Annotated in this window: 23 protein-coding genes; 14 read left to right on the top strand and 9 right to left on the bottom strand. The window is 59.2% G+C overall.

Annotated elements, in window-relative coordinates; translation table 11 throughout:
- Positions 1 to 17 precede the first annotated feature (17 nt).
- The 6 genes from SPH27_RS02350 to SPH27_RS02375 all read right to left on the bottom strand — a co-directional run bounded on the left by SPH27_RS02350 (position 18) and on the right by SPH27_RS02375 (position 8,319).
- Positions 18 to 1,424: a sucrose-6-phosphate hydrolase gene (locus SPH27_RS02350; protein WP_182072953.1), complete on the bottom strand. Its 1,407-nt coding sequence runs from the start codon at positions 1,422 to 1,424 to the stop codon at positions 18 to 20.
- Complete coding sequence (locus tag SPH27_RS02355; protein WP_048974816.1) at positions 1,424 to 2,794, bottom strand: sucrose-specific PTS transporter subunit IIBC; 1,371 nt, start codon at positions 2,792 to 2,794, stop codon at positions 1,424 to 1,426. Before SPH27_RS02355 ends, SPH27_RS02350 begins: the two co-directional genes overlap by 1 nt.
- Positions 2,795 to 2,860: 66 nt before the next feature.
- Complete coding sequence (locus SPH27_RS02360; RefSeq protein ID WP_039262800.1) at positions 2,861 to 4,378, bottom strand: carbohydrate porin; 1,518 nt, start codon at positions 4,376 to 4,378, stop codon at positions 2,861 to 2,863.
- A 173-nt stretch (positions 4,379 to 4,551) separates the two neighbouring features.
- On the bottom strand, positions 4,552 to 5,442 hold the full coding sequence (locus SPH27_RS02365) for an aminoimidazole riboside kinase (RefSeq protein ID WP_182072954.1): 891 nt from the start codon (positions 5,440 to 5,442) through the stop codon (positions 4,552 to 4,554).
- 88 nt (positions 5,443 to 5,530) lie between these two features.
- On the bottom strand, positions 5,531 to 6,742 hold the full coding sequence (locus SPH27_RS02370) for a diguanylate phosphodiesterase (protein WP_182072955.1): 1,212 nt from the start codon (positions 6,740 to 6,742) through the stop codon (positions 5,531 to 5,533).
- 95 nt (positions 6,743 to 6,837) lie between these two features.
- Positions 6,838 to 8,319 (bottom strand): alpha/beta hydrolase, encoded by a 1,482-nt coding sequence (locus SPH27_RS02375; RefSeq protein ID WP_182072956.1) that lies wholly within the window; start codon positions 8,317 to 8,319, stop codon positions 6,838 to 6,840.
- Positions 8,320 to 8,585: 266 nt separating this feature from the next.
- Here SPH27_RS02375 and SPH27_RS02380 point away from each other — a divergent pair, with 266 nt between their 5' ends.
- Genes SPH27_RS02380 through SPH27_RS02410 form a run of 7 tightly spaced genes read left to right on the top strand, consistent with a single transcriptional unit; the run spans position 8,586 to position 15,420 of the window.
- Entirely contained in the window at positions 8,586 to 9,440 is an 855-nt protein-coding gene (locus SPH27_RS02380; RefSeq protein WP_207167491.1) for a MurR/RpiR family transcriptional regulator, read from the top strand.
- Between the two features lie 12 nt (positions 9,441 to 9,452).
- Positions 9,453 to 10,028 carry a D-alanyl-D-alanine dipeptidase gene (ddpX, locus tag SPH27_RS02385; protein WP_023311885.1) on the top strand — a complete coding sequence of 192 codons (576 nt, stop codon included), beginning with the start codon at positions 9,453 to 9,455 and terminating at the stop codon, positions 10,026 to 10,028.
- 15 nt (positions 10,029 to 10,043) lie between these two features.
- Positions 10,044 to 11,576 (top strand): ABC transporter substrate-binding protein, encoded by a 1,533-nt coding sequence (locus SPH27_RS02390; RefSeq protein WP_182073054.1) that lies wholly within the window; start codon positions 10,044 to 10,046, stop codon positions 11,574 to 11,576.
- Between the two features lie 23 nt (positions 11,577 to 11,599).
- Positions 11,600 to 12,622: an ABC transporter permease gene (locus tag SPH27_RS02395; RefSeq protein ID WP_033145620.1), complete on the top strand. Its 1,023-nt coding sequence runs from the start codon at positions 11,600 to 11,602 to the stop codon at positions 12,620 to 12,622.
- Positions 12,619 to 13,512, top strand: coding sequence for a D,D-dipeptide ABC transporter permease (gene ddpC, locus SPH27_RS02400; RefSeq protein WP_029740902.1), 894 nt, complete (start codon positions 12,619 to 12,621; stop codon positions 13,510 to 13,512). The genes SPH27_RS02395 and ddpC overlap by 4 nt, the downstream gene beginning before the upstream one ends.
- Positions 13,512 to 14,498 (top strand): ABC transporter ATP-binding protein, encoded by a 987-nt coding sequence (locus SPH27_RS02405; RefSeq protein ID WP_182072902.1) that lies wholly within the window; start codon positions 13,512 to 13,514, stop codon positions 14,496 to 14,498. The genes ddpC and SPH27_RS02405 overlap by 1 nt, the downstream gene beginning before the upstream one ends.
- A complete protein-coding gene (locus SPH27_RS02410) occupies positions 14,491 to 15,420 on the top strand; it encodes an oligopeptide/dipeptide ABC transporter ATP-binding protein (RefSeq protein WP_182072899.1) in 930 nt (309 codons plus the stop codon). Before SPH27_RS02405 ends, SPH27_RS02410 begins: the two co-directional genes overlap by 8 nt.
- Here SPH27_RS02410 and SPH27_RS02415 read toward each other — a convergent pair.
- The gene (locus SPH27_RS02415; protein WP_182072898.1) at positions 15,417 to 16,166 is read right to left on the bottom strand and encodes an SDR family NAD(P)-dependent oxidoreductase; all 750 of its coding nucleotides are present in this window, start codon (positions 16,164 to 16,166) and stop codon (positions 15,417 to 15,419) included. The two genes, SPH27_RS02410 and SPH27_RS02415, sit on opposite strands and share 4 nt — an antisense overlap.
- Before the next feature lie 114 nt (positions 16,167 to 16,280).
- Here SPH27_RS02415 and SPH27_RS02420 point away from each other — a divergent pair, with 114 nt between their 5' ends.
- Positions 16,281 to 17,186, top strand: a complete 906-nt coding sequence (locus SPH27_RS02420) for a LysR family transcriptional regulator (protein ID WP_182072897.1) — start codon at positions 16,281 to 16,283, stop codon at positions 17,184 to 17,186.
- Positions 17,187 to 17,209: 23 nt separating this feature from the next.
- Here SPH27_RS02420 and SPH27_RS02425 read toward each other — a convergent pair whose 3' ends face one another.
- On the bottom strand, positions 17,210 to 17,638 hold the full coding sequence (locus SPH27_RS02425; RefSeq protein WP_023311893.1) for an OsmC family protein: 429 nt from the start codon (positions 17,636 to 17,638) through the stop codon (positions 17,210 to 17,212).
- A 115-nt stretch (positions 17,639 to 17,753) separates the two neighbouring features.
- On the opposite strand from SPH27_RS02425, the gene SPH27_RS02430 reads away from it, so the two are divergent.
- Positions 17,754 to 18,713 (top strand): hypothetical protein, encoded by a 960-nt coding sequence (locus SPH27_RS02430; RefSeq protein WP_182072896.1) that lies wholly within the window; start codon positions 17,754 to 17,756, stop codon positions 18,711 to 18,713.
- A 7-nt stretch (positions 18,714 to 18,720) separates the two neighbouring features.
- Here the strand turns inward: SPH27_RS02430 and SPH27_RS02435 are convergent, their stop codons facing one another.
- Positions 18,721 to 19,596, bottom strand: a complete 876-nt coding sequence (locus tag SPH27_RS02435) for a LysR family transcriptional regulator (RefSeq protein ID WP_182072895.1) — start codon at positions 19,594 to 19,596, stop codon at positions 18,721 to 18,723.
- A 110-nt stretch (positions 19,597 to 19,706) separates the two neighbouring features.
- Here SPH27_RS02435 and SPH27_RS02440 point away from each other — a divergent pair, with 110 nt between their 5' ends.
- The 5 genes from SPH27_RS02440 (at position 19,707) to SPH27_RS02460 (ending at position 25,250) form a co-directional block, all read left to right on the top strand.
- On the top strand, positions 19,707 to 20,558 hold the full coding sequence (locus SPH27_RS02440; RefSeq protein ID WP_048981277.1) for a Vmh family MBL fold metallo-hydrolase: 852 nt from the start codon (positions 19,707 to 19,709) through the stop codon (positions 20,556 to 20,558).
- Between the two features lie 232 nt (positions 20,559 to 20,790).
- The gene (bdm, locus tag SPH27_RS02445) at positions 20,791 to 21,006 is read left to right on the top strand and encodes a biofilm-dependent modulation protein (RefSeq protein WP_013096534.1); all 216 of its coding nucleotides are present in this window, start codon (positions 20,791 to 20,793) and stop codon (positions 21,004 to 21,006) included.
- Between the two features lie 95 nt (positions 21,007 to 21,101).
- Entirely contained in the window at positions 21,102 to 21,239 is a 138-nt protein-coding gene (sra, locus tag SPH27_RS02450) for a stationary-phase-induced ribosome-associated protein (RefSeq protein ID WP_008501714.1), read from the top strand.
- Between the two features lie 176 nt (positions 21,240 to 21,415).
- Complete coding sequence (locus SPH27_RS02455) at positions 21,416 to 23,113, top strand: NAD-dependent malic enzyme (RefSeq protein WP_039262819.1); 1,698 nt, start codon at positions 21,416 to 21,418, stop codon at positions 23,111 to 23,113.
- A 424-nt stretch (positions 23,114 to 23,537) separates the two neighbouring features.
- Positions 23,538 to 25,250, top strand: coding sequence for an ABC-F family ATP-binding cassette domain-containing protein (locus tag SPH27_RS02460; RefSeq protein WP_182072894.1), 1,713 nt, complete (start codon positions 23,538 to 23,540; stop codon positions 25,248 to 25,250).
- The last annotated feature ends 45 nt before the right edge of the window (positions 25,251 to 25,295 follow it).

Here is a 25,295-nt window from a genome sequence, read left to right on the forward strand (position 1 = left end):
TCCGGCTGCCAAAACCCTCATTCTATCATGCAGGCGCGCAGCGACCAGTAGCGTAATGTGATATCGGACGCACCTTCGAATCGCACCCGGGCCGGATGGTCAGGAAAATAGCGGCTGCTCATCACTCCTTCACCGTGATTGATGAAGATTTCAACGCTGGAGCGGTCGCAGAGAACGCGCAAATGGCTGACGTCGCCCTGCCAGTAGCGGGTCAGCGTTTCACCGGTTTTCAGGCTCGCGCGTTCAAGACGTATACCCTGCTCATCAACCGTTAGACGCAGCGCGCCGCCAAAATCGACATTCACCTGCGATGCGCTCAGCTCAAACTCCAGGCGCGTCGCGTCCAGGTCCGGCGCCTCGCTGGCGCGCCCCTGCCAGCGCTGCTCATCTTCACGCAGCGCCGCCAGCTCGCGCGCCGGGGTCTGCCAGAGCCTGCCGTCGCGATAGCGTAATTCGCGCGGGCAGGTCATCTGATGCATCCAGCCGTGCGCCCGGGTTGGCTGAAGCATCTCTTCCCCGTCCGGTACGCCCATCCAGCCGATCAGAATGCGTCGTCCGTCTTCCGCCAGCGTCGTTTGCGGAGCGTAAAACTCAAAGCCCGCGTCCAGCTCGCGCAGGTCGCCGTGATCGAACGCGGCATTCGAATAGTCAAACGCCCCGCTCATCCAGGTCGCCGGATAGGTATTGAGATAGCGATGCGGCTCGCGCGCCAGCCCCTGCGGACAGCTGATTAAGATGTGCGTTCCGTCGAGGGCGAACAGGTCCGGACACTCCCACATATAACCCGCGTCCGTCAGGCCGTTAACCCCGTGACCGGCGATTTCCCCGCAGGACGCCCAGGCGTGCAAATCGGCTGACTTAAACAGCAGTACCTTGCCCCGCTTTTGCAGATCCTGCGCGCCGAGCACCATGTACCACTCCCCGTCGTGCTGCCACACCTTCGGATCGCGCACGTGTCCGGTGTAGCCTTCCGGCAGCGCCAGCACCGGCCCCAGCTTCTTAAAGGTCCCGTCCGGCTGTTCCACCGCCAGGCACTGCCAGGCGGTGCGGCTGCCGTCATCGAACTTGACGTTGCCGGTATAGCACAGTGTTAAAACGCCATCGTTATCCACGGCGCTACCGGAGTAGCAGCCGTTGCGGTCATACTCTTCATCCGGCATCAGCGCCAGCGGCTCGTGCTGCCAGTGCACCAGGTCCGCAGAGCTCCAGTGCCCCCAGCATTTAAACCGATGCTCGCAGTCCAGCGGGTTCCACTGATAGAACAGGTGGTAGCGGCCGGCAAACCAGATAAACCCGTTGGGATCGTTCATCAGCCCCGTCACCGGCGCGGGGTGCCACTGCGGATAGTGGCTATCCGCAAGCGCCCGCGGCTGACCTTTCATAACGGCCTGCAGGATCGCAGGCCAGCGGGAAGGTAACGTCATTATTCAGAGTCCGTTTTATATTTCAGCAGCAGTGAGACGGTAAACGCCACGCCGAAGGCAATCACCATGCCGATAATATAGTTGAGCAGCGAGCTGGCCTGCACGATGGCCATGCCCGGAATAGCGGTCAACCCAACGGCGGTCATGTACACATGGACTGAGACCACCCAGGCCCCGCCCACCGCGCCGCCGATCAGCGCGGCGATGAACGGCTTAACAAAGCGCAGGTTGATACCAAAAATGGCCGCTTCGGTGATGCCCAGCATCGCAGAGAACGCCGACGGCAAGGTAATGGCTTTGATTTTGGCATCTTTGGTTTTGAACCACACCGCCAGACAGGCGCCGCCCTGCGCCACGTTCGCCATGGCCCAGATCGGCAGCAGGAAGTTCACGCCAATCGACGGGTTGCCAAGCAGCCCGGCTTCGATCGCGTGGAAGCTGTGGTGAATACCGGTGATCACAATCACCGAGTAAAGCCCGCCGAACAGCAGCCCGGCCAGCCAGCCCGCGTGTTCAATTAACGTGCTCAGGATAAAGGAGATGCCGTCGCCCAGCGCGCGCCCCGCCGGGCCGATAATCAGCAAGGCGATAAAGCCGGAGATAACGACGGTGAGGAACGGCGTCAGGATCAGGTCTAACGCGTCCGGGATCGCGCGGCGCAGGTTTTTCTCGACGATGCTCATAAACCAGACGGCCAGCAGCACAGGGAACACCGTGCCCTGATAGCCAATCATCGCGATCTCAAGGCCGAAGAAGTTCATGGTGTGGAAGCCGGAGGCCACGCCCCAGGCGTTGGTCAGCGCCGGGTGGGTCAGAATGCCGCCCAGCGTCGCGCCGAGATACGGGTTGCCGCCAAATTCCCGCGCGGCGGTAAAGCCGATCAGAATAGGCAGAATGATAAACGCCGCGGAGCTGCACATGTCCAGCATGATGTAGATGGCGTTATCCGCATTGACCCAGCCGTAGGTTTTCACCATGCCGAGCAGGCCCATCAGCAGGCCGGATGCCACAATCGCGGGAATGATCGGGACAAAGATGTTGGAGAGCAAACGGGCAATGCGCTGGAACGGGTTCAGCTTGCGCGCCGCCAGATCCGCGGCCTCCGATTTACTGGATTCGCTAATCCCCGCCGCCTGAATAAACGCCGCGTAAACCTTGTTGACCACGCCCGTGCCAAAAATCACCTGCATCTGCCCGGCGTTACGAAAACAGCCTTTTACGCCGTCGACCTTGCCGATCGCCTGCTGATCGGCAAGCGCGTCATCAACCAGCACCAGACGAAGACGCGTTGCGCAGTGCGCCGCGCTGGCGATATTTTCCTTGCCACCGAGCAGCGGAATGAGCTCGCGGGCGATTTGATTAAAATCCATAGATACCTCTGCCTGACTTCTTTTTATGATGTGCGAAACGCTCCCGCCTGGTGGGAGCGTGATGGGTTAAAACCAGGTTTCCATCTGGACCCCAAAGTTCCATTCCCCGCCGGCGTTGAAGCCGCTGCTGCCAAAGGCATCATCGCTGGCGTAATGATCCAGTTTGCTGCTCCAGTCCATCCAGGTGGCAAACAGGCGCAGCTCCGGACGGCTGAAGAAATCGCCGATTTTGCTCGCTTTTAACGTCGGCGCAAAGGTCAGCTTGTAGAAACTGCCGTTAACGGCGTTCCGGTCCTTATAGCCTTCCGGATTTAAATCCATGTACTGATAGCTTCCCTCAAAGGCCAGAGCGAAGTTCTGCGTCACCTCTTTAATCAGGCGGGTGTTGAGCGTCACCCACTCATAGCTATCGCCCTTCACGTAGCGATCTTTACTGCTCTGCGCCAGCACGGCGGGCGCAACGCTCCAGCCACCGCCGATCGGCGTGACACCGTAACTTGCGAAGCGCCAGGTATCCGCCTCAGGCAGCAGCGCGCCGTCGGAGCCGATGCTTTTCACTTCCGCACCCAGCCCGTGGCCGTACAGCAACGCCGTTTTGGCTGTCCCTTCCCGCAGGCCGTAGAAGCTCTCGTTATGCAACCCGACCAGGGCATGAACGCCGGTATTGGCGGCGTCAGTTTTGATAAGATCGCCGTTGGTGTCTTTACGGTCGTCGTTATCCTTTGCACGCAGGCCGCTCACCATCAGCTGGAACGGTCCGGCGAAGTGGTTCATGCTGAGAATATAGTTCTGAACGTTATTGTCGGTCTGCTCCACGCTGCCGAAGTTGCGGCCGTAGATGGAGAAGTTGCTGCGCAGCGAATCGTTCCATTTCACGTCGTAGACGCCGCCGCCGGTACCGGCCAGGAACACCACGTCGGAGTCCAGCCAGTGAATATCAAAGTTGTCGCGGTCGAAGCGTTTACCCGCCCAGAAGGTGCTGCCCTTCAGCGCGCCGGTAAAATCAGGCAGGTTGCCCAGCTCCGCGAAGGCCTGGCGAATATTGAGATCGCTGGTATCGGCTGACCAGTCGTTATAGGTTCTCTGACCGTCGGCCAGCATCGCTTTGAAGCGCGTGGTGGCCCCGTTATCCAGAGTTTGCTTGTGCTCCAGGTTCAGCTCGACGTAGGTGTCGGCTTCATTACCCAGACGCCCTACCGCGCCGCCGGTTTCTCCGGCCGGGGTCAGATAAGGACCGCTTTTGCTGCTGGAGGCCGCATCGTTCATCAGCAGGCCCGAACGGGCGTAGCCGTGGAACTCAAACCCGCTGCTTTGATCCGCCTTCTTCTCCAGCGCTGTGGTGCGCTGCGCCACCGCCTGGGCTGTCGTTTGCGTCTGCTGCTGCGCGGCCACCAGCTGCTGCGTTTTTTGTTCCGCATCCGTGGCGCGTTTTTCAGCCACCTGCGCACGCGTTTCCGCCGCCTGGAGGCGCTGCTCCATCGCGGCAAGACGCGCTTCGATACTTGTCATATCCGTCTGGGCAAAAACAGAGGTACTTCCGGCCAGCATGCCTATCATCACGGCAAGTCTGCGTTTTTTATACATTTTGTCGCATCCCTAAAAAAAGTCATTAAACGTGCTAAATTGCTAAACCGGTTTAGGTTGCTGATACTAAACCTCTGAATTTTGGATCGGCAATCTTTTTTGCTAAACCGTTTTAGTAAGTGTGATCGAGGCGACAATTCAGGCCGCCGGATGGCGGCCAGTGAAGGAAGGAATTACAGATCCTGCTGCCACGGCAATGCGGTCATTGCCCCTTTGGCCGTGGTGGCTAATGCGCCGCAGCGCTGGGCTAAGGCGATGACCGGCGTCAGATCCTGCCCGGCGGCCAGCCCGTAGAGCAGCCCCGCCACGAAGGCATCGCCCGCGCCGGTGGTATCGACACACTCGACGGGCGTTGCCGGATAGTGCTTCACGGCGCCGTCATGCCAGGCAATCACCCCCTCTTTTCCCTGGGTAACCAGCACCAGACGCGCCGTACAGCGCGCCATCAGCGCGTCCAGACCGACGTTTACCTCGACATTTCCGGTTAAAAACGCCAGCTCTTCGACGGAGAGTTTCACCACGTCGGCACTCTGCAGGGCCTGTTCCAGGCAGCGGCGCAGCGCGTTCTCATCCGGCCAGAGGTCCGGGCGAATATTGGGGTCGAAGCTGACGTAGCCGCCCGCCTCGCGAACGGCGGCCATCGCCTCAAACGTCGCAGAACGGCTCGGCTCTGCGCTTAATGCGATGGAACAGACGTGCAGCCACTCCCCGGCGCTGAACATCGGCAGATCGGCGGATTCGAGAAACAGATCGGCGCTCGGGCGCACCATAAAGGTAAACGAGCGTTCGCCCTGGTCATCCAGATCGACCACCACCGTTGAGGTGCGGTGCGCCGGGTCAAGGCGCAAAAACTTCACATCGACCCGCTCGTCAGCGAGAGTTTTCGCCATAAAGCACCCGAAGGGATCGTCGCCAACCCTGCCGATAAAGGCGCTCTGGCCGCCCAGCCGGGCAATACCGACCGCAACGTTTGCCGGTGCGCCGCCGGGACACTGCAGCAATCTGCCTTCTCCATCGGGCAGCAAATCCACCACCGCATCGCCAAGTACCCAGATTTTTTTCATGTGATCCTCTTAGCTAAACCATGTTAAACCGTTTTAGCTATTTAAGCACAGGCAGGACGAAGGGGAAATAACGCGGGAGGAAAATTGGCTAACGCACCAGATGCGGCCAGTGAATATCACCGACGCCATTAAGCTGCGGGCGGGCAAACAGAAAGCCCTGGAAACGCCGGATCCCGGCAGACTCGAGCCAGCACCACTCCTCTATCTTCTCGATCCCTTCGGCCACCAGGGTAATTTCCAGATCGGAGCAACAGCTGACGATGGAGCGCACAATCGCCTGCTTCGGGCCGCTGAGGTGGATATCGCTAACTATCTCCCGGTCGATCTTAATTTTGTCCGGCTGAAAGCGGGTCAGCAGCGAAAGACCGGCATAGCCGGAACCGAAATCATCGATCGCCAGGCCAATCCCCTCACCGCGAAGCTGCTTGATGGCGCTATTGAACTGGTTGAAGCCGGAAATCATCTCGTTTTCCGTCACTTCAATGACTACCTGCTCCGGCTGCAGCCCATGTTTTTTTATCTCGCTGACCAGGAATTCCACGGCGTTGGGAACATTCACCAGCGACATCGGCAGCAGGTTTACCGCAATCTTATGGCTGCCAATCCCCAGTTTTTCCGCCAGCGCAAAGGCATACGCTTTCGTCTGGAGATCGACTTCGTAGATTTTGTCCGGGTCGAGGGTGCTGAAGAAATGCTCCGGGCTGCCGCCGTCGTTGCCGCGAATAAGGGCTTCAAGCGAACTGATCTTCCCTTCCGAGGGCTCAACAATGGGCTGGAGCGCAAACTGACAGGTTTGGTTGGCCATCAGCCCCAGGTGTTCGCCAAAGGGCAACGCCTCGGGTGAAAGCGTCCATTTTTCAGGTACGTAGCGTGCACCCGACAGGGCCGGACGTTTGCCAGTGATAAACGTCTGGATAAATTTGAACACCCGGTCATCGGATGTGAGATAGCTTTCCAGCTTGCTGTAATTCAGAACCGACTGCAGCACCTCTTTCGGTGACTGCGTCTGCAGATCGAACAGCAGCATACCGACGTTTTCGAAGCGCCTGCGCGGGCCATAGTCCCGCATCAGCTCGACCACTCCACTGTGCCGCTTGTCGTCACGGATTTTATGGAACAGCTTAAGCACGCTCTCTTCCGACCCTTCGAGTATTTGCAGCACGTCGCTGCCTTTTGCGAGCAGAACCCCGGTGATATTCAGACTGGCATTGCGGATCCGGGCGCGCTCCACCAGTTCCCGCAACTCGGTGGAGGGGCGGGATAAATTCAACTGGCTTCGGTAAATCAGAGTCGTCAGCACAAAAATGGGTTCCGATGAGAAAGAGAGGTGCCTTGAAACTACTATTTAACATACTTAATCAATGCGACCTAACATATTCACACCACAGGGGAACGTTACTTTTCCCCGTTGACAATTCGGCTGTCTATCCTCTCCTGCATATAGTCGTAAAACGGGTTCGAGGTGACCCGCATCAGCGCCTCTTTTCCGACGCTCAACACGGAGGTTTCGCCCCAGAGCGCAATTGTCCCCAGGCTGATGCCGTAGCGGTTTTTCACCCGAGGCTCACGGCCATAAAGATCGTCATCCGGCGGGAACGGCACCGCAACGTGCGACAGGGAATAGACATCCTGCGGCCAGGCCTGCGCAAGCGGCACGACTGTCTCCCGGGTGCTGCCTGCCGGAGTGATTTTCGCCACCGTCGAGAAACTGTGCTCGCTGGCATTGGTAATGATCGTGACACCGTAACGCCTCTGCGCAACCGGCAGCAGCGCCGAAGTTGCCGTCCACGACGACGGTTTGAACAGCGGACGGAAGCTGGCTGCCTGATTGATATCAAACACCACCAGCTCGCTGCCGTTTGCCGGAAGCTGGTCAAACAGGCCGGTCACCACCGCGCGGGTGCTGACCGTGGAATCCATGACCGACTGGAACGCCAGGATCGGCGGCAAATTCGCCAGCCTGTTCTCCCGCGCCTCGCGGCCGATTTGCTCCTGCAAGGCCTTCGTCAGAAGCCATGACTGGCGGGCGGCGTTCACCGGGAACGAGTTATATTTGTACGGGTTATATTCCGGAGAGATATTCAGCCACGCCGCTTTGGCAAACGCCGGCAGCAGCGCCGGTAACCCGGCGAATCCGGCGAACCTCGCAAAGGCCGTCACGCCGATCATCGGTGAGAGCAGTATCACCTGCTGCGGTTTACGCAGCGAAGGCGCATCCAGCGCATCGAGGGCATATTTCATCGCCAGCGCCCCGCCGTTGGAGTAGCCCACCAGATGCAGAGGCACTGCCTCACCCGCCAGACGCGTGGCCTCCCGCACCGCAAGACGCGTCGCCGCGAGCCACATCTCCCAGTCGACGTCCGTCAGCGCGCCGGGCGCGGTGCCGTGCCCGGGCAGGCGCGGGACCACGGCCACAAAGCCGTGCTGTTGATAGTTCACCGCAAGGCGTCGGACGCTGTAAGGCGAGTCCGTCAGACCGTGCAGCAGCACCACCGCGCCGCGCGGCTGTCCGGCAGGCATCAGCACAAAGGAGCGGTTGGCATCGGGCGTAAACTGTCCCGGCCATACCAGGCTCTGGCGGTAATAGCGGTTTAACGGCGTACGTTCCTCGCCCTCTGTTTTCGCCGTCACCGCATGATCAAGATCGGCGAAAATGGCGTTTTCGCGGGCGATATACTGGGCAAAATCGGCGTTATCCATCTCGCGTACGGACATCTCATCGGCCCGCCAGGTATGCCACAGGTGCAGTTCCGGTCCCTGCTGCGAGAGATAGACCCGAACCGCCAGCAGGACGACCAGCACGATCCCGACGACAATCCCTATTTTCTTTGCAAGCGCTATCAGGCGCACGCTGACTCGCCAGGGCAGATTTGCCATGCCGGGATCCCTTTTATATTCACAGTACATCTATCTTATCAAAAATGTGAACGGACTGACGTATTCACCAAATTCATACCTGCCGCGTCAGACAGTGCACCAAAAGTGAACTACGATGCACAAATGTTGATCATTGGTTAAACAAATATTGCATGAAGTTTACTGCACAGCGGGTTTCACCCGCCCTGTGAACATGGCACGCGTCATGCATTGTTAACCAGGTAACAAAAAATCGGCCATTGACAGCCTGTTAACAGCGAGGCGGTATGACGACGAAACCTGAGATATTGAGCCGTATCGAAGCGACGTTCAGCCAGCTCACGCCCAGCGAAAAGCGGGTCGGAAGCTGGCTGCTGGCGCACGCCGCGCAAATCCCGTTTGAAACGGCGGAGAGCATCGGTCAGGCGAGCGGGACCAGCGGAATTACCGTCGGACGCTTCCTGCGCAAGCTGGGGTATCGCAACCTGGAAGATGCCAAAAAGAGCCTACGCGATCCGTATCAGCCCTGGGGCATGAACGAGCGGCTGGACTCCTGGCAGCAGCAGCGCCCCCTTTCCAGCCGCCTTCAGCACGCCCTGTCGCTGGAAGTGGATGCCATCACGCAGGTGTACCAGCTGGCGCAAACGGACGCCTTTCGTCAGGTGGTGCACAACCTCGCCCACGCCGACGCGGTGTTTGTGCTGGGGATCCAGTCCACGCGCGGGATTGCCAACGCCTTCTTCAGCCACCTCGAGTACCTCCGCCCGCGGGTGAGCTATTCGGAAGGCGCTTCCGGCAGCTGGGTGGAATCCCTGAACTCGGGGTTTTCGCACCCGTACGTCGTGCTGACCGATACGCGCACCTACTCTGCGATGGCCCGTCAGTACTGCCGCGTCGCCAGCGAGAAAGGCATTCCGCTGGCCTTAATCACCGACATCTGGTGCCCGTGGGCGCGGGATTACCCGATGGATTTACTGCAGGTGAAAACCGATACCGGTCACTTCTGGGATTCACTTGCCCCCGTGAGCTGTCTGTTCAACCTGCTGCTGTCGGGCGTGGTGGAAGCGCTGGGTGAGGCGCTCCCGGCGCGTCTGGCGGTAAACCGGCAATTACAACAAGAGTTTGGTCAATTCGAACGCTAAAGGAGCGGAGCTATGCCCGAAGAGAGTGAACTGATTGATGTGGCGAAGACGTTTCCCACGCTGCATATCGATCTGAAGTACGCCACCGCCGACAACATCACCGGCCGTCCGATCTATCAGGAGGCGCTGTGTCTGCTGCATACCGACGCGGCCACCGCGCTGGCAAAAGCCATCAGCATTGCCTCACTGGCCGGGCTGAAGCTGGTGGTCTACGACGCCTATCGGCCGCAGCAGGCGCAGGCCCAGCTGTGGGATGCCTGCCCGAACCCGGAATACGTGGTCGACGTGGCGATTGGCTCCAATCACAGCCGCGGTACGGCCATCGACGTCACCCTGATGGATGAACATAACGCCGTGCTGGATATGGGTGCCGGTTTTGACGAAATGCACGACCGCTCGCATCCGTATCACCCCTCCGTGCCGCCGCACGCCCAGCGCAACCGTCTGCTGCTGAACGCCATCATGTTTGGCGGTGGTTTTGTGGGTATCAGCAGCGAATGGTGGCACTTCGAACTGCCGAACGCCGCCAGCTACCCGCTGCTTGACGACCGTTTTGCCTGTTTTCCCCTGACGCACACTTCTCTTTAAACCTGGAGCACTGCCATGAAAACATCGCTTGTCTCGACCCTGATCGCCGCCACGCTGGCCCTGAGCGCCCCGCTGGCGCTGGCTGCCGTTCCGAAAGACATGCTGGCGATCGGTAAAGCCGCCGACCCGCAAACGCTCGATCCTGCCATCACCATTGATAACAACGACTGGACCGTCACCTATCCGTCCTACCAGCGTCTGGTCAAGTACAAGCCGGGCTCTACCGAGGTGGAAGGCGATCTGTCGACGGGCTGGAAGGCGTCGGAAGACCAGAAAGAGTGGACCTTTACCCTGGCGGATAACGCGAAATTCTCCGACGGCACACCGGTCACCGCTGAGGCGGTAAAACTCTCCTTTGAGCGCCTGCTGAAGCTCGGCCAGGGACCGTCTGAAGCCTTCCCGAAAGACCTGAAAATTGATGCCGTCGATGACCATACGGTGAAGTTCACCCTCAGCCAGCCGTTCGCGCCGTTCCTCTACACATTGGCAAACGACGGGGCGTCCATCATTAACCCGGCGGTGCTGAAGGCCAACGCGGCAGACGATGCGCGCGGTTTTCTGGCGCAAAACACCGCCGGTTCCGGGCCGTTTATGCTGAAAAGCTGGCAGAAAGGCCAGCAGCTGATCCTGGTCCCTAACCCCCACTGGCAGGGTGAAAAGCCGCACTTTAAGCGCGTATCGGTGAAAATTATCGGTGAGAGCGCCTCGCGCCGACTGCAGCTTTCCCGCGGCGATCTGGACATTGCCGACTCCCTGCCGGTCGATCAGCTTGCGGCCCTGAAGCAGGAAGGTAAAGTCGCCGTCGCAGAATACCCGTCCCTGCGCGTGACTTACCTCTATCTCAACAACGGCAAAGCGCCGCTCAATCAGGTGGATTTACGCCGGGCCATCTCCTGGGCGACGGATTACCAGGGGATGGTGAAAGGCATTCTGAGCGGCAACGGCAAGCAGATGCGCGGCCCGATCCCGGAAGGCATGTGGGGCTTTGACGCCACGGCAATGCAGTACAGCTTCGATGAGGCCAAAGCCAAAGCGGCGCTGGAAAAGGTCAAAGACAAACCCGCCAGCCTGACCTTCCTCTACTCGGACAACGATCCGAACTGGGAGCCTATCGCCCTCTCCACTCAGGCCAGCCTCGGCAAGTTCGGCATTAGCGTCAAGCTGGAAAAACTGGCCAATGCCACCATGCGCGACCGCGTCGGAAAAGGCGATTACGACATTGCCATCGGCAACTGGAGCCCGGACTTTGCCGACCCGTACATGTTCATGAACTACTGGTTCGAATCGGACAAAAAAGGGCTGCCGGGCAACCGCTCGTTCTATGAGAACAAAGAGGTTGATTCGCTGCTGCAGGCCGCGCTGAAAACCACCGACCAGGCGGAACGCACCAAAGATTACCAGCAGGCGCAAAAGGTGGTTATCGACGAGGCGGCCTACGTTTATCTGTTCCAGAAAAACTACCAGCTGGCGATGAACAAAGAGGTCAAAGGCTTCACCTTTAATCCGATGCTCGAGCAGGTGTTCAACATCGCCACCATGAGCAAATAACGGTTCTCGCCGGGGGAAAGCGTATGACGTTCTGGAGCATAGTGCGCCAGCGCTGCTGGGGGTTAATCCTGGTGGTGGCCGGTGTCTGTATTATCACCTTTATTATTTCACACCTGATCCCCGGCGATCCGGCCCGTCTGCTGGCCGGCGACCGCGCCAGCGACGAAATCGTGCAGAACATCCGCCAGCAGTTAGGGCTGGACCAGCCCCTGTATGTGCAGTTTGGCCGCTACGTGGACGCTCTGGCGCACGGTGATTTAGGCACGTCCATCCGCACCGGACGCCCGGTCGCGGAAGACCTGAAGGCCTTTTTCCCCGCTACGCTGGAGCTGGCCTTTTGTTCTCTGCTGCTGGCGCTGGTCATCGGCGTGCCGCTGGGGATTTTGTCGGCGGTGTACCGCAACCGCTGGCTGGATCACCTGGTGCGTTTAATGGCGATGACCGGGATCTCCACGCCGGCCTTCTGGCTCGGGCTGGGCGTCATCGTGCTGTTCTACGGGCACCTGCAGATCCTGCCGGGCGGCGGCAGGCTGGACGACTGGCTCGATCCGCCGACGCACGTCACCGGCTTTTATCTGCTGGACGCGCTGCTGGAGGGCAACGGTGAGGTGTTCTTCAACGCGCTTCAGCACCTGATTCTACCCTCGCTGACGCTGGCGTTTGTTCACCTGGGGATCGTGGCGCGCCAGGTCCGCTCGGCGATGCTGGAGCAGCTTAGCGAAGACTACATCCGCACCGCGCGCGCCAGCGGCCTGCCCGGCTGGTACATCGTCCTGCGCTACGCCCTGCCCAATGCGATGATCCCGTCCATCACCGTGCTCGGGCTGGCGCTGGGCGATCTGCTTTACGGCGCCGTGCTGACTGAAACCGTCTTTGCCTGGCCGGGCATGGGCGCCTGGGTAGTGACGTCCATTCAGGCGCTCGATTTCCCTGCCGTGATGGGCTTTGCCGTCGTCGTTTCGCTGGCCTACGTGCTGGTTAATCTGGTGGTCGATCTGCTTTACCTGTGGATTGACCCGCGAATCGGGCGCGGAGGTGCCGAATGATGTTAACGCAGGAAACGCCCGTCCCGGCTAAAACCGCCGGACAACGCATCAACTGGGCAAAGCTGTTCTGGATGCTGCGTCAAAGCCCGCTCACGATCGTTGGCGGCGTCATTATGATTGCGATGCTCTTCCTGATGGTGGCTTCGCCGTGGATCGTTCCACATGATCCGAACGCGCTGGATCTGACCGCCCGCCTGCAGGCGCCGTCTGCGCAACACTGGTTTGGTACCGATGAGGTGGGACGCGACCTGTTCAGCCGCGTGCTGACGGGCAGCCAGCAGTCGATTACCGCCGGGCTGGCGGTGGTGGCGATTGCGGGCGGCATTGGCTCGCTGCTGGGCTGTTTTTCCGGCGTACTGGGCGGACGCGGCGACGCCATCATCATGCGGGTGATGGACATCATGCTCTCCATTCCCTCCCTGGTGCTGACCATGGCGCTGGCCGCCGCGCTCGGGCCGAGCCTGTTCAACGCCATGCTGGCGATTGCGATTGTCCGCATCCCGTTTTACGTCCGCCTGGCGCGCGGGCAAACCCTGGTGGTGCGCCAGTTTACCTACGTTCAGGCCGCCCGCACGTTTGGCGCGTCCCGGTGGCATTTGATCCGCTGGCATATCCTGCGCAACGCCCTGCCGCCGCTGATTGTGCAGGCTTCGCTGGACATCGGCAGCGCCATTCTGATGGCCGCCACGCTGGGGTTTATCGGCCTTGGCGCGCAGCAGCCGACCGCCGAATGGGGGGCGATGGTAGCCGTTGGCCGTAACTACGTCCTGGACCAGTGGTGGTACTGCGCCTTTCCCGGTGCGGCGATTTTGATTACCGCCGTGGGCTTTAACCTGTTTGGCGACGGTATCCGCGATCTGCTGGATCCGAAGTCAGGAGGAAAACAGTGATGACCGAACCGGTATTACGTATTGAGGACCTGCACCTGAGCTTCCCGGTTTTTCGCGGTGAGGTCCACGCGCTGAACCACGTCTCGCTGGAGATCGGCAGGGGCGAAATCGTCGGCGTGGTGGGCGAGTCGGGATCGGGCAAGTCCGTGACCGCCATGCTCGCCATGCGGCTGCTGCCGGAAGGGAGCTACCGTATTCATCACGGACAGGTGAAGTTACTCGGTGAAAACGTCCTGACGGCTTCCGAGAAGCAGCTTCGCCAGTGGCGCGGTGCCCGAGTGGCGATGATTTTTCAGGAGCCTATGACCGCCCTCAACCCGACGCGGCGGATTGGCAAACAGATGGTGGAGGTGATCCGCCAGCATCAGCCGCTTTCGCGGCGCGAGGCGCAGCAGAAGGCGATTACCCTGCTGGAAGAGATGCAAATCCCGGACGCGAAGCAGGTCATGGAGCGTTATCCGTTTGAACTCTCCGGCGGCATGCGCCAGCGGGTGATGATCGCCCTTGCCTTCTCCTGTGAGCCGGAGCTGATCGTCGCCGACGAACCGACCACCGCGCTGGACGTTACCGTCCAGCTCCAGGTGCTGCGCCTGCTGAAGCATAAGGCACGGGCCAGCGGGACCTCGGTGCTGTTTATCAGCCATGATATGGCCGTGGTGTCGCAGCTCTGCGACAGAATGTACGTAATGTATGCGGGCAGCGTGATCGAGAGCGGTGCCACGCAAACGCTGATCCACCGACCCGTGCACCCCTACTCCATCGGCCTGCTGCGGTGCGCGCCGGAAAATGGCCAGCCGCGCGACCTGCTTCCCGCCATCCCAGGCACGGTGCCCAACCTCAGCCAGCTTCCGCAGGGTTGCGCCTTCCGCGAGCGCTGCTTTGCCGCCGGGGCGAAATGCAGCGAAACGCCGCGCTTACAGCCTAATGGCGCAGAAGGCCAACAGGCCGCCTGCTGGTATCCGCAACGGGAGAAACACCATGTCTGATGTACTGCTGGAACTGGATAGCGTGCACGTGAACTTTGCGGCGCGCAAAAACTGGCTGGGCCGCGTAACGGAACAGGTCCATGCCCTCAACGGGCTCGATCTCCAGATCCGTCGCGGGGAAACGCTGGGCATTGTCGGTGAGTCCGGCTGCGGGAAAAGCACGCTGGCCCAGCTGCTGATGGGCATGCTTAAGCCCAGCACCGGCGCGTGCCAGCGGGCGCACCACGCGGGCGGCATGCAGATGGTGTTTCAGGATCCGCTCTCCTCCCTCGACCCGCGATTGCCGGTCTGGCGCATCATCACCGAGCCGGTGTGGGTGCAAAAACGCAGCAGCGAGCGCGTGCGCCGTCAGCTGGCGGAGGATCTGGCGCTGCAGGTGGGCATTCGCCCGGAATATCTCGACAGGCTTCCGCACGCCTTCTCCGGCGGGCAGCGCCAGCGCATTGCCGTCGCCCGGGCGCTGTCGTCCGACCCCGATATTATCGTGCTTGATGAACCCACCAGCGCGCTGGATATCTCCGTGCAGGCGCAAATCCTCAACCTGCTGGTGAACCTGCAGCAGCAGCGTAATCTGACCTACGTGTTAATTTCGCATAACGTCTCGGTGGTCAGACACATGAGCGACCGGGTGGCGGTGATGTACCTCGGGCAGATTGTGGAGCTGGGCAGCGCCGCGCAGGTGCTTGGCGAGCCGCGCCATCCCTATACCCGTCTGTTGCTCGACTCGGTTCCCCGCACCGGTGAACCGCTGGATGAAAATCTGGCGTTGCGCAAAACGGAGCTTCCCGGCAATCGTCATCTGCCCGAAGGCTGTTTTTTCCGCGAACGTTGTCCAATGGCAGCGCAGGGGTGTGAACGTCCCCAGCCGCTACAGCCCTCACGCGAGGGCCGTAACGTCCGATGCTGGCGCAGTCTGGATTAGATTTGCGCCATCCCGCCGTCCACAAACAGCTCGGTGGCGTTAATAAAGCTGGCCGCGTCGGAGGCCAGAAACGCCACCGCTTTCCCCACCTCACCCGGCGCGCCTAAGCGGCCGAGCGGTACCTGAGCGGCCAGCGCGTCGTACAGCCCCTGACGATGTTCTTCCGGCACCAGATCGCCGAGACCTGGCGTTTTGATCGGGCCCGGGCTCACCACGTTGACGCGGATCCCGCGGCCCTGCAAATCCAGCGCCCAGGAGCGGGCAAAGTTGCGCACGGCGGCCTTGCTGGCGCTGTAGACGCTGAAGTTGGCCGTCCCTTTAATGGACACCGTCGATCCGGTCAGAATAATCGACGATCCGGCGGACAGCAGCGGCAGCGCCTTCTGCACCGTGAACAGCACTCCGCGGACGTTGGTGCCAAAAATCCGGTCAAACTGCTCTTCGGTGATCGCGCCCAGCGGCAGCATATCGCCGCCACCGGCATTGGCGAACAGGATATCAAGACGGCCTTCTTCTTTTGCTATACGGGCATAAACCTCATCCAGATCGGCAAGCTTTGAGACGTCCGCGCGAATGCCCACTGCGGGTGAAGCAATTTCCGCCACCGCCGCGTCCAGCTCGGCCTGGCGACGACCGGTGATGTACACCTTCGCGCCCTGCGCCGCCAGCTCCTGCGCCGTGGCAAGACCAATACCGGTGCTGCCGCCGGTGACCAGTGCAATTTTTCCTGAGAGAGTCGTGTTCATGTCATTTACCTTTTGTTGGGTTTGCGTTGGACAAACTTTAGCCCTTGCGGCATTAGTGAAAAACGGGCAAAAATGAAAATGACTATTCACAAACAGAAATAATCCGAGGTCATCATGGACCAGCTCATGGCGATGCGCGCCTTTACGCGGGTCGTGGAATCCGGCAGCTTTACCCGCGCGGCGGACTCGCTGAATATGCCGATCGCCACGCTGAGCAAGCTGGTCAAATCGCTTGAGGCGCACCTTGAGATACGCCTTCTGCACCGCACCACTCGCCGGGTGGTCGCGACGCCTGAAGGGATGGAATACTATGAAAAAGCGCTCAGGGTGCTGATTGATATCGAAGATATCGACACCTCGTTTCGCGTTTCCCGCGCGACGCCAAAAGGGCATTTGCGGGTTGACGTGGGCGGCTCCACCGCCCGGGACGTGCTCATCCCCCTGCTGCCGGACTTTATGCGGCGCTACCCGGATATCCGCATCGACCTTGGCGTGGCCGACCGGCCGGTCGATCTCATCAGCGGTAACGTAGACTGCGTGATCCGCGGCGGTCCGCTGGACGACTCGACCCTCATTGCCCGTCATCTCGGAAACGCGGAAATGGTCACCTGCGCGACGCCGGGTTACCTGAGAAATCATGGCGTCCCGGCCTATCCGCAGGAGCTGCGCAACGGCCACAAGCTGATTAGCTATCTCTCGCCCGTCACCGGACGGCCCTTTCCGTTTCGCTTCCGGCAGAACGGCGAGGCGCTGGAAATCAACATTCCGCACTATCTCGGCGTCAATGAAAGTAATGCCCATCTGGCGGCTGCCGCGGCGGGGCTGGGAATCGTTCAAACGTTTGAGTATTCGGCAAAGGGGGATTTGCAGGCGGGGACGCTGACGGCGATTCTGGGCGACTGGCGTCCTGCCGCATATCCGTTTCATGTGGTTTACCCGCAGAATCGGCATTTAACGCACCGTCTTAAGGTATTTATTGCCTGGCTGGCGGAGGTGTTCCCTGCCGCGCTGAAGGGATAGCCGGGCGCGAACCCGGCTGGGGCTTAGTTAAGCTTATAGTCCAGAGTAATCTCGGCTTTCAGAAGCTGCGAGACCGGACAGCCCGCTTTTGCTTTCTGAATAATGCCGTCGAACTGCTGCGGGGCAATGCCTGGAACGGTCACCTTGCTTTTCAGGGCAACCTTAGTGATGGCAAAGCCGCCGTCGGTTTTATCCAGCGAGACGTCCGCCGTAGTATCAATGGAATCGGCAGTATAGCCCGCTTCGCCGAGCATCAGCGACAGCGCCATTGAGAAGCAGGCCGCATGTGCCGCGCCAATCAGCTCTTCGGGGTTGGTCCCCTTTTCGCCCTCAAAGCGGGTATTGAAACCATAAGGCTGCTGATTGAGAACGCCGCTCTCGGTGGAAACCGTTCCTTTTCCGCGCTTAATGTCGCCAGACCAGTGTGCCGAACCGTGCTTATGAATAGTCATTCTTGCTCTCCTTTTGGCTTACAAAGGGTTAAGTATAGACTACGCATCTGACCCACCCTGGAACACAGACAATTCCAGGACTTTCACCTGCTGTACCAACAAAAAGGATAATGATATGGCGCTAAAAATCAGGATGGCCGTTGCCGTGACCACGCTGGCTCTGTCGCTCTCTTCACTGGCGAAAACGCCGGAGAACTTTATCTATACCAGCTCGGGCGATCTCGACGCGGCGTTCCCGCTTGTTACGCGAAGCGATATCGGCGGCGTGCAGATCGTTTACAACTGGCGCCTGCTGGAACCCGAGAAGGACAGCTATGACTTCTCGCGGATTGAACAGGATCTGGCGCGCGTTAAGGCCGCCGGAAAAAAACTCTTTATTCAAATCCAGGACCGTTTCTTTGAGCCGGACGCCCGCTACGTTCCGGACTATCTGATGCGCGACACGCAGTACGGTGGCGGGATTGCGCCGCAGTTCGATAACCCCGGCGAAGGCAAGCCGGTCGGTTCAGGATGGGTGGCGCGTCAGTGGGATCCCGCCGTGCGCCAGCGCTACCAGGCACTGCTTGCCGCCCTCGCGAAACGCTTTGATGGCGAGGTGTATGGGGTAAACCTGCCCGAAACCGCCATTGATCTCGACGAAAAAAATCCGCCCGTCGGGTTTACCTGCGACAGCTATTTCGCGGGTGAAATGGAAAACCTGGCCTTTGCGCGTAAGGCTTTTCAGAAATCACACGTGGTGCAGTACGTGAACTTCTGGCCGTGCGAATGGGATAATGACCACAACTACATGGGGCGTCTGTTTGCGTATGCCAGCGCCAACAACGTCGGCCTGGGTGGGCCAGACATTGTTCCCAACCGCAAGGCCCACATGAAGAATGCCTATCCCTTCTTCCATAAAAATAAACAGACGCTGCCGCTCATCGCCATGGCGGTTCAGGAACCGACCCTGACCTATAAGGATCCTCAGACCGGAAAACCGTTCACCAAAGCGGAATTTGTCCGCTTCGGCGAAAGTTATCTCGGTGCCGATATTATTTTCTGGAGCACGACGTCTCCCTGGCTAAAGGCGAAGTAATCCCTTCTTATGCCAGGTAGCGCGACAGTTCGTCGAGGAACACGCGCAGCGCGGCAGGCTGGTATTCCCGGGACTGATAAATGCCATGGATGGCAAGCGGTTTCGGCTCAAGCGCCTCCAGCACCGGCACCAGTAATCCCTGTTCCAGCGCGGCAGACGCTTCGCGCTCCGGCAGCATGGCGATACCGCTGTGCTTAATCGCCGCGTCCATCAACAGCGAAGAGATGCTGGCGCTCAGGTTGCCGCTGACAGCCACGCTCAGGCTTTCACCTTCCGGCGTCAGAAAGTGCCAGGACTGCCCGGCGAAAAAGCTGTAGTGCAGGCAGTTGTGCTGCGCTAATTCTTCGGGGCTGACGGGGGTACCGTGCTGTGCCAGGTACTCCGGCGAGGCGCAGAGCACCGAGCGACATTCCCCCAGCCGGCGGGCAATCATGCCGGGTTCGGGGTTGTCGGTAATGCGCACGGCGACATCAATGCGCTCTCCCACCAGGCTGACCGGGTGGTTATTCACGTCCAGCTCGATGCGCAGCTGCGGGTAGCGCGAGAGCAGACCGGGCAGGACCGGCGCAATCAGGTGCATGGCGGTAAAATGGGCGCAGGCCACCCGCAGCGTGCCGGACGGCAGATCTTTCTCCGACTGGCCCTCGATTTCCTGCGAAATCTGCGAGAGCGTCCGCGTTTTTTGCAGCACCTTTTCCCCTGCCGCGGTCAGCGTCAGCTTGCGCGTGGAGCGGTTTACCAGCCGCGTTCCCGCCCACTTCTCCATTTGTTCAAGGTAGCGGCTCACCATCGGTCGGGAAATGCCCAACGCGCGGGCCGCCGCGCTCAAACTGCCCAGCTCGCATATCCGGTTGTAGACCTGAGCGGCGATAACGCGATCCATATAAGCTCCATTTGCTCGATTTATGAAACTAAGCATGTCTTGTTTCAGGAATTCTGGCAAATGAGAATATCCGTACAATAGACACATTCCTGAACAACAGAGACAACAGCATGAAATTCACTCACCTTGCCCTGCTTTCCACCCTTTTCACTCCGGCGGTTTTTGCCGCGCCGTTGACCATTGATACCTATAACCCGCAGGAAAAAGGCATTTTCCCGGTCTCCTCCACGCTGGTTTCCGGCCCGAAAGAGGCGGTGCTGTTTGACGCGCAGTTCAGCGTGAAGGATGGCGAAGCGCTGGTAGAGAAAATTCGCCGCAGCGGTAAAACCCTGAACAAGATTGTGATCACCTCCGGCGATCCGGATTTCTATTTTGGCCTGCAGCCGCTGGTCAAAGCCTTCCCGAATGCCAAAGTGGTGGCCACACAGCATGTGGTTGACCATATTAAAGCCACCAAAGACGCCAAGCTCGCCTTCTGGGGGCCACAGATGAAGGACGGCGCGCCAACGGAGCTGGTCGTCCCGCAGGTGCTTGCCTCCACCACGTTCATGGTTGACGGGGAAAAGATCGATATCGAACAGCCAGACAGCTATGCGGCCTATGTGTGGATCCCGTCGGCAAAAACGATCCTCGGCGGCACCGGGGTAGCCTGGGGTATTCACGTCTGGACGGCAGACACCCAGACGCCGGAAAGCCGCAAGCAGTGGCAGGAAACGCTGGAGAATATGGCCGCGCACAAACCTGAACGCGTGATCCCGGGCCACTACCTGGGCACTCCTCCAGCGGGCACTGGCGCGATTGAGTTTACCCGCGACTATCTGCAGCGCTTTGAAAAGGCTTTAGCCGCGCATAAAGATTCCGCAGGCGTCATTAGCACCCTGAAAAAACAGTATCCAGGCCTGGCTGATGAAAGCTCGCTGGAATTAAGCGCCAAAGTGAATACTGGCGAAATGAAGTGGTAATTTAAAAACGGCTCCTGCTATATTTCCGCGATAGCAGGAGCACCGCCAAAATATCCCCGCCGTTACCCGCCGATATAGCCACACCTTTTAAAAGCGCATAAAAGCATGCACTTATGTCATTTTTATTTCTAAGATGAATCTGAACCACAACCGGGAAAATATTTGCCATTCTGTTTATGAATTAAATTTTTTGCGAGCCGTACCATTAAACAGACAACGACACGGAGGCAGCATGTTTACTTATTACCCGGCTAATACCGCAGCAGCACAACCTGAACTCGTTAACGCGATTGCGCAGGGTCTTCACGCCGAGCACGGTGCTGTGACTGAAGATGACATTTTGATGGAACTGACCAAATGGGTGGAATCCACGGATAATGACATCCTCAGTGACATCTACCAGCAGACCATTAACTACGTCGTCAGCGGGCAAAACGCACCCTTGTAAAAACCTGCTAAGCTGGATCTGCAACCTAAGGGGTTACATTTCGTTTGCGTGAGCAAACTGGTCCTTAAAACTATCAACAGGATTGAGGAGTTAACATGAAATCGAACCGTCAGGCACGCCATATTCTGGGACTGAACTACAAGCTTTCAAATCAGCGTAAAGTGGTGATTGAAGGCGACCACGAAACGCAGGTCACCCACGCCACCGGCAGAAAACGCCACGCCGGCAAGTAAGTTCCAGACTGAGATCCAGAACACCATCGGTAATCCCGATGGTGTTTTTGTTTATGTGTTGCGGTAATTAATATTTAGCTCCTTTATAATACCGCCTGACCGCACCCCATCGCACAGGCCAGAAAGATGACAAACAGCAGTGTCAGGGACGGATCTTCATAAAAAGAGTGAGTGACATGGACAACAAACTGAAAAAACATCGTTCCTTATACATCCCATACGCCGGACCGGTTTTACTCGAATTCCCCCTGCTCAACAAAGGCAGCGCCTTCAGCATGGAAGAGCGCAGCAGCTTTAACCTGCTGGGTTTACTGCCCGAAGTGGTTGAAACCATTGAAGAACAGGCGGAGCGCGCGTGGATCCAGTATCAGGGTTTCAAAACCGAAATCGACAAGCACATCTACCTGCGCAACATTCAGGACACCAATGAAACCCTCTTCTATCGCCTGGTGCAGAACCATCTCGAAGAGATGATGCCGGTGATCTACACCCCGACGGTGGGTGCGGCCTGCGAGCGTTTCTCAGAGATCTACCGTCGTTCACGCGGGGTTTTCATCTCCTATCAGAACCGTCACAACATGGACGATATTCTGCAGAACGTGCCAAACCACAATATCAAAGTGATTGTGGTGACCGACGGCGAACGTATTCTCGGCCTCGGCGACCAGGGCATTGGCGGGATGGGGATCCCAATCGGTAAACTCTCTCTCTACACCGCCTGCGGCGGCATCAGCCCGGCGTATACTCTGCCGGTGGTGCTGGACGTCGGGACCAATAACCAGCAGTTGCTCAACGATCCGCTCTATATGGGCTGGCGCCATCCGCGCATTACCGACGACGAGTACTATCAGTTTGTCGACGACTTCATCCAGGCCGTGAAGCACCGCTGGCCGGACGTTCTGCTGCAGTTTGAAGACTTCGCGCAGAAAAACGCGATGCCGCTGCTGAACCGCTATCGCGATGAGATCTGCTCCTTTAACGACGACATCCAGGGCACCGCGGCCGTGACCGTGGGTACGCTTATCGCTGCCAGCCGCGCAGCCGGCAGCCAGCTGAGCTACCAGAAAATCGTCTTCCTGGGCGCAGGCTCTGCGGGCTGTGGTATCGCCGAGCAGATCATCGCCCAGACGCAGCGCGAAGGCTTAAGCGAAGAGCTGGCCCGCTCCCGCGTCTTTATGGTTGACCGTTTCGGCCTGCTGACCGACGCTATGCCGAACCTGCTGCCGTTCCAGAACAAGCTGGTGCAGAAGCGCGATAACCTGAAAAACTGGGATACCGACAACGAAGTCCTTTCCCTGCTGGACGTGGTGCGCAACGTGAAGCCGGATATTCTGATCGGCGTTTCCGGGCAAACCGGTCTCTTCACCGAAGAGATCATTCGCGAGATGCACAAGCACTGCGAACGCCCTATCGTGATGCCGCTTTCCAACCCGACCTCCCGCGTGGAGGCGACGCCGCAGGACATCATCGCCTGGACCGAAGGTAACGCGCTGGTCGCGACCGGCAGCCCGTTCGACCCGGTGGTGTGGAAGGATAAAACCTATCCGATCGCCCAGTGCAACAACTCTTACATCTTCCCGGGCATTGGGCTGGGCGTGATCGCGTCCGGCGCGTCCCGCATTACCGACGAAATGCTGATGTCGGCGAGCGAAACCCTCGCGGGCTACTCGCCGCTGGTCAACAACGGTGAAGGGCTGGTGCTGCCGGAGCTGAAAGACATTCACAAGGTGTCGCGCGCTATCGCGTTTGCGGTAGGTAAAATGGCGCAGCAGCAGGGCGTGGCGGTGAAAACCTCTGCCGACGCGCTGCAGCAGGCCATCGACGACAACTTCTGGAAACCTGAATACCGCAGCTATCGTCGTACCTCGATTTAATTCGCTTTGACCGTTCCCTTTTCCACAGGGAGACGCAGTGCGGTCCAATCGCCCGGTGGCGCTTCGCTTACCGGGCCTACGGGCGGGGTGTTTTCCCTCTCCCTGTGGGAGAGGGTTAGGGTGAGGGCATCAGACCGCACCATTGAATACCCACTAGCCAAACCCCCTTTCCCCCGCTACACTCCCTTCATCCATTAACCTACTGAATATATAAGGAGGCCAATTATGCTGTACTGTGAAATTTTCAATGTTTCACATACATTTGGTGATCGCACCAGCTCAAGCGTTATCGGTATCGTGCTGCGATAACTTCTGCTTGAGCGAAGACACCAACCCCTGAAATCCCTTCTCTCGGGCTTACTGAGTTATCGTCAGCGATGTTTGACGAGGCATAAACATGCCTGTAACTCTTGGGTAAGCAACAATGAGCACTTTACTCACTGCACAATCTTTACGCGTTGATACGGCGTTTGGCACGCTCTTCGACTCACTCTCCTTTACGCTGAAAAAAGGCGACCGCATTGGCCTGCTGGGCGACAACGGCTGCGGCAAAAGCACGCTGCTGAAGGTGCTGGACGGCACTGACTCCCCCGCCGCCGGAACGGTCGCGCTGGCCGGGCACTGCCTGATGGCGCGCGTGGAGCAACATCTCCCGGACGCCATTTTCCCGTTGACCATGCTGGATGCCGTACTCGCACAGCTGCCTTTAGCCGAGCGCGATAGCCTGCGCTGGAAAGCCGAAACGCTGCTGGCAGGCATGGGCTTCACGCCGCAGGATATGGCGCTGCAATCCGCCACGCTGAGCGGCGGACAGCACACGCGCCTGCTGCTGGCGCGGGCCCTGATTCACGAGCCGGATCTTCTCCTGCTCGATGAACCCAGCAACCACCTTGATTTGCCGACCATGCTCTGGCTGGAACACTTTCTGCAGAACTGGTCAGGCAGCTTCGTGCTGGTCTCGCACGACCGACAGCTGCTGGATGCCGTCACTAACGGCAGCTGGATCCTGCGCGATAAAACGCTGCACTACTTCGCCCTTCCCTGCACGGCCGCCCGCAAGGCGCTTGAAGCAAAGGATGAAAGCGACGCGCAGCGCCACAAGGCGGAGCAAAAGGAGATCGACCGCGTGTCCGCCAGCGCGAAGCGGCTGGCGACCTGGGGCAAGGTTTACGACAACGAAGATCTTGCCCGCAAAGCCAAACAGATGGAAAAACAGGTCGAACGGCTGAAGGAGAGCCAGACGGCGCTCACGGCAGGCAGCCCGTGGACGTTAACCCTGCGCGGCGACGCGCTGCGGGCCGACCGTTTGCTGGAAATGGAGAATCTCGACGTGCCTCCTGCACCTGGCCTGCCGGCGTTATTCAGCATCGAAATGGCGCGGCTAAAAAGCGGCGATCGCGTGGCGATTGTCGGTCGTAACGGCTGCGGCAAATCGTCGCTGATGAGGCTTATCTGGCAACAGTTTGCCGATGAGTCCGCAAACAGCGGGTTGAAAATCCATCCGCGCGTGTCGCCAGGCTATTACGACCAGACGCTTCACCAGCTTGCGGACAACGCCACGCTGCTCGACGCGCTGGAGCCTTTCGCACCGGATCCGCAGAACCGCAAAATGGCGCTGATAAGCGCGGGTTTCCCGTGGTCGCGTCACGGGCAAACGGTCAGCACGCTCAGCGGCGGCGAGCGCTCGCGCCTGCTGTTCGTTGGCCTGACGCTTGCCCGCTACAGCCTGCTGATGCTGGATGAGCCGACCAACCACCTCGACATGGAAGGCAAAGAGGCGCTGGCGCAAACCCTTCAGCAGTTTGAAGGCGGCGTTCTGCTGGTCAGCCACGACCGTCAGCTAATTAGCCAAAGCTGCAACCGTTTCTGGCTGATTGAAGAGGGAAAGCTGAGCGAGTGGCACGATGCAGAAGCGGTGTTTGAGCGCCTGCGTGAAAGCGCGGGGCTGGCGACATCCACCGCGCCCGCCATCGACGCGGCGACGGTTCAACCCTCGCCGTATGACGATCTGCTCGAACGGCTGGTCGCGCTGGAAGCGCTGCTGGAAGACGATCTGGCGCGTAAGCCGAAGCATCAAAAGCCGCAGCTGCAGGCGCAATGGCGTAAAGAGATTGAGGAGATAGAGGCACAGCTGTAAGTCTGCGCCCGGCGAGTCTCTCGTCGGGCCAGTATTTTCCCCCTA

Source organism: Enterobacter sp. A103 (assembly GCF_034427535.1).
GTDB lineage: Bacteria > Pseudomonadota > Gammaproteobacteria > Enterobacterales > Enterobacteriaceae > Enterobacter > Enterobacter asburiae_B.

Coding starts and splice junctions, on each gene's coding strand:
- SPH27_RS02425 (WP_023311893.1), bottom strand. CDS start 17,638: ATGACTATTCATAAGCACGGTTCGGCACACTGGTCTGGCGACATTAAG.
- SPH27_RS02405 (WP_182072902.1), top strand. CDS start 13,512: ATGACCGAACCGGTATTACGTATTGAGGACCTGCACCTGAGCTTCCCG.
- SPH27_RS02460 (WP_182072894.1), top strand. CDS start 23,538: ATGAGCACTTTACTCACTGCACAATCTTTACGCGTTGATACGGCGTTT.
- sra (WP_008501714.1), top strand. CDS start 21,102: ATGAAATCGAACCGTCAGGCACGCCATATTCTGGGACTGAACTACAAG.
- SPH27_RS02455 (WP_039262819.1), top strand. CDS start 21,416: ATGGACAACAAACTGAAAAAACATCGTTCCTTATACATCCCATACGCC.
- SPH27_RS02435 (WP_182072895.1), bottom strand. CDS start 19,596: ATGGATCGCGTTATCGCCGCTCAGGTCTACAACCGGATATGCGAGCTG.
- SPH27_RS02430 (WP_182072896.1), top strand. CDS start 17,754: ATGGCGCTAAAAATCAGGATGGCCGTTGCCGTGACCACGCTGGCTCTG.
- SPH27_RS02395 (WP_033145620.1), top strand. CDS start 11,600: ATGACGTTCTGGAGCATAGTGCGCCAGCGCTGCTGGGGGTTAATCCTG.
- SPH27_RS02440 (WP_048981277.1), top strand. CDS start 19,707: ATGAAATTCACTCACCTTGCCCTGCTTTCCACCCTTTTCACTCCGGCG.
- SPH27_RS02380 (WP_207167491.1), top strand. CDS start 8,586: ATGACGACGAAACCTGAGATATTGAGCCGTATCGAAGCGACGTTCAGC.
- bdm (WP_013096534.1), top strand. CDS start 20,791: ATGTTTACTTATTACCCGGCTAATACCGCAGCAGCACAACCTGAACTC.
- SPH27_RS02350 (WP_182072953.1), bottom strand. CDS start 1,424: ATGACGTTACCTTCCCGCTGGCCTGCGATCCTGCAGGCCGTTATGAAA.
- ddpC (WP_029740902.1), top strand. CDS start 12,619: ATGATGTTAACGCAGGAAACGCCCGTCCCGGCTAAAACCGCCGGACAA.
- SPH27_RS02355 (WP_048974816.1), bottom strand. CDS start 2,794: ATGGATTTTAATCAAATCGCCCGCGAGCTCATTCCGCTGCTCGGTGGC.
- ddpX (WP_023311885.1), top strand. CDS start 9,453: ATGCCCGAAGAGAGTGAACTGATTGATGTGGCGAAGACGTTTCCCACG.
- SPH27_RS02375 (WP_182072956.1), bottom strand. CDS start 8,319: ATGGCAAATCTGCCCTGGCGAGTCAGCGTGCGCCTGATAGCGCTTGCA.
- SPH27_RS02410 (WP_182072899.1), top strand. CDS start 14,491: ATGTCTGATGTACTGCTGGAACTGGATAGCGTGCACGTGAACTTTGCG.
- SPH27_RS02360 (WP_039262800.1), bottom strand. CDS start 4,378: ATGTATAAAAAACGCAGACTTGCCGTGATGATAGGCATGCTGGCCGGA.
- SPH27_RS02415 (WP_182072898.1), bottom strand. CDS start 16,166: ATGAACACGACTCTCTCAGGAAAAATTGCACTGGTCACCGGCGGCAGC.
- SPH27_RS02390 (WP_182073054.1), top strand. CDS start 10,044: ATGAAAACATCGCTTGTCTCGACCCTGATCGCCGCCACGCTGGCCCTG.
- SPH27_RS02365 (WP_182072954.1), bottom strand. CDS start 5,442: ATGAAAAAAATCTGGGTACTTGGCGATGCGGTGGTGGATTTGCTGCCC.
- SPH27_RS02420 (WP_182072897.1), top strand. CDS start 16,281: ATGGACCAGCTCATGGCGATGCGCGCCTTTACGCGGGTCGTGGAATCC.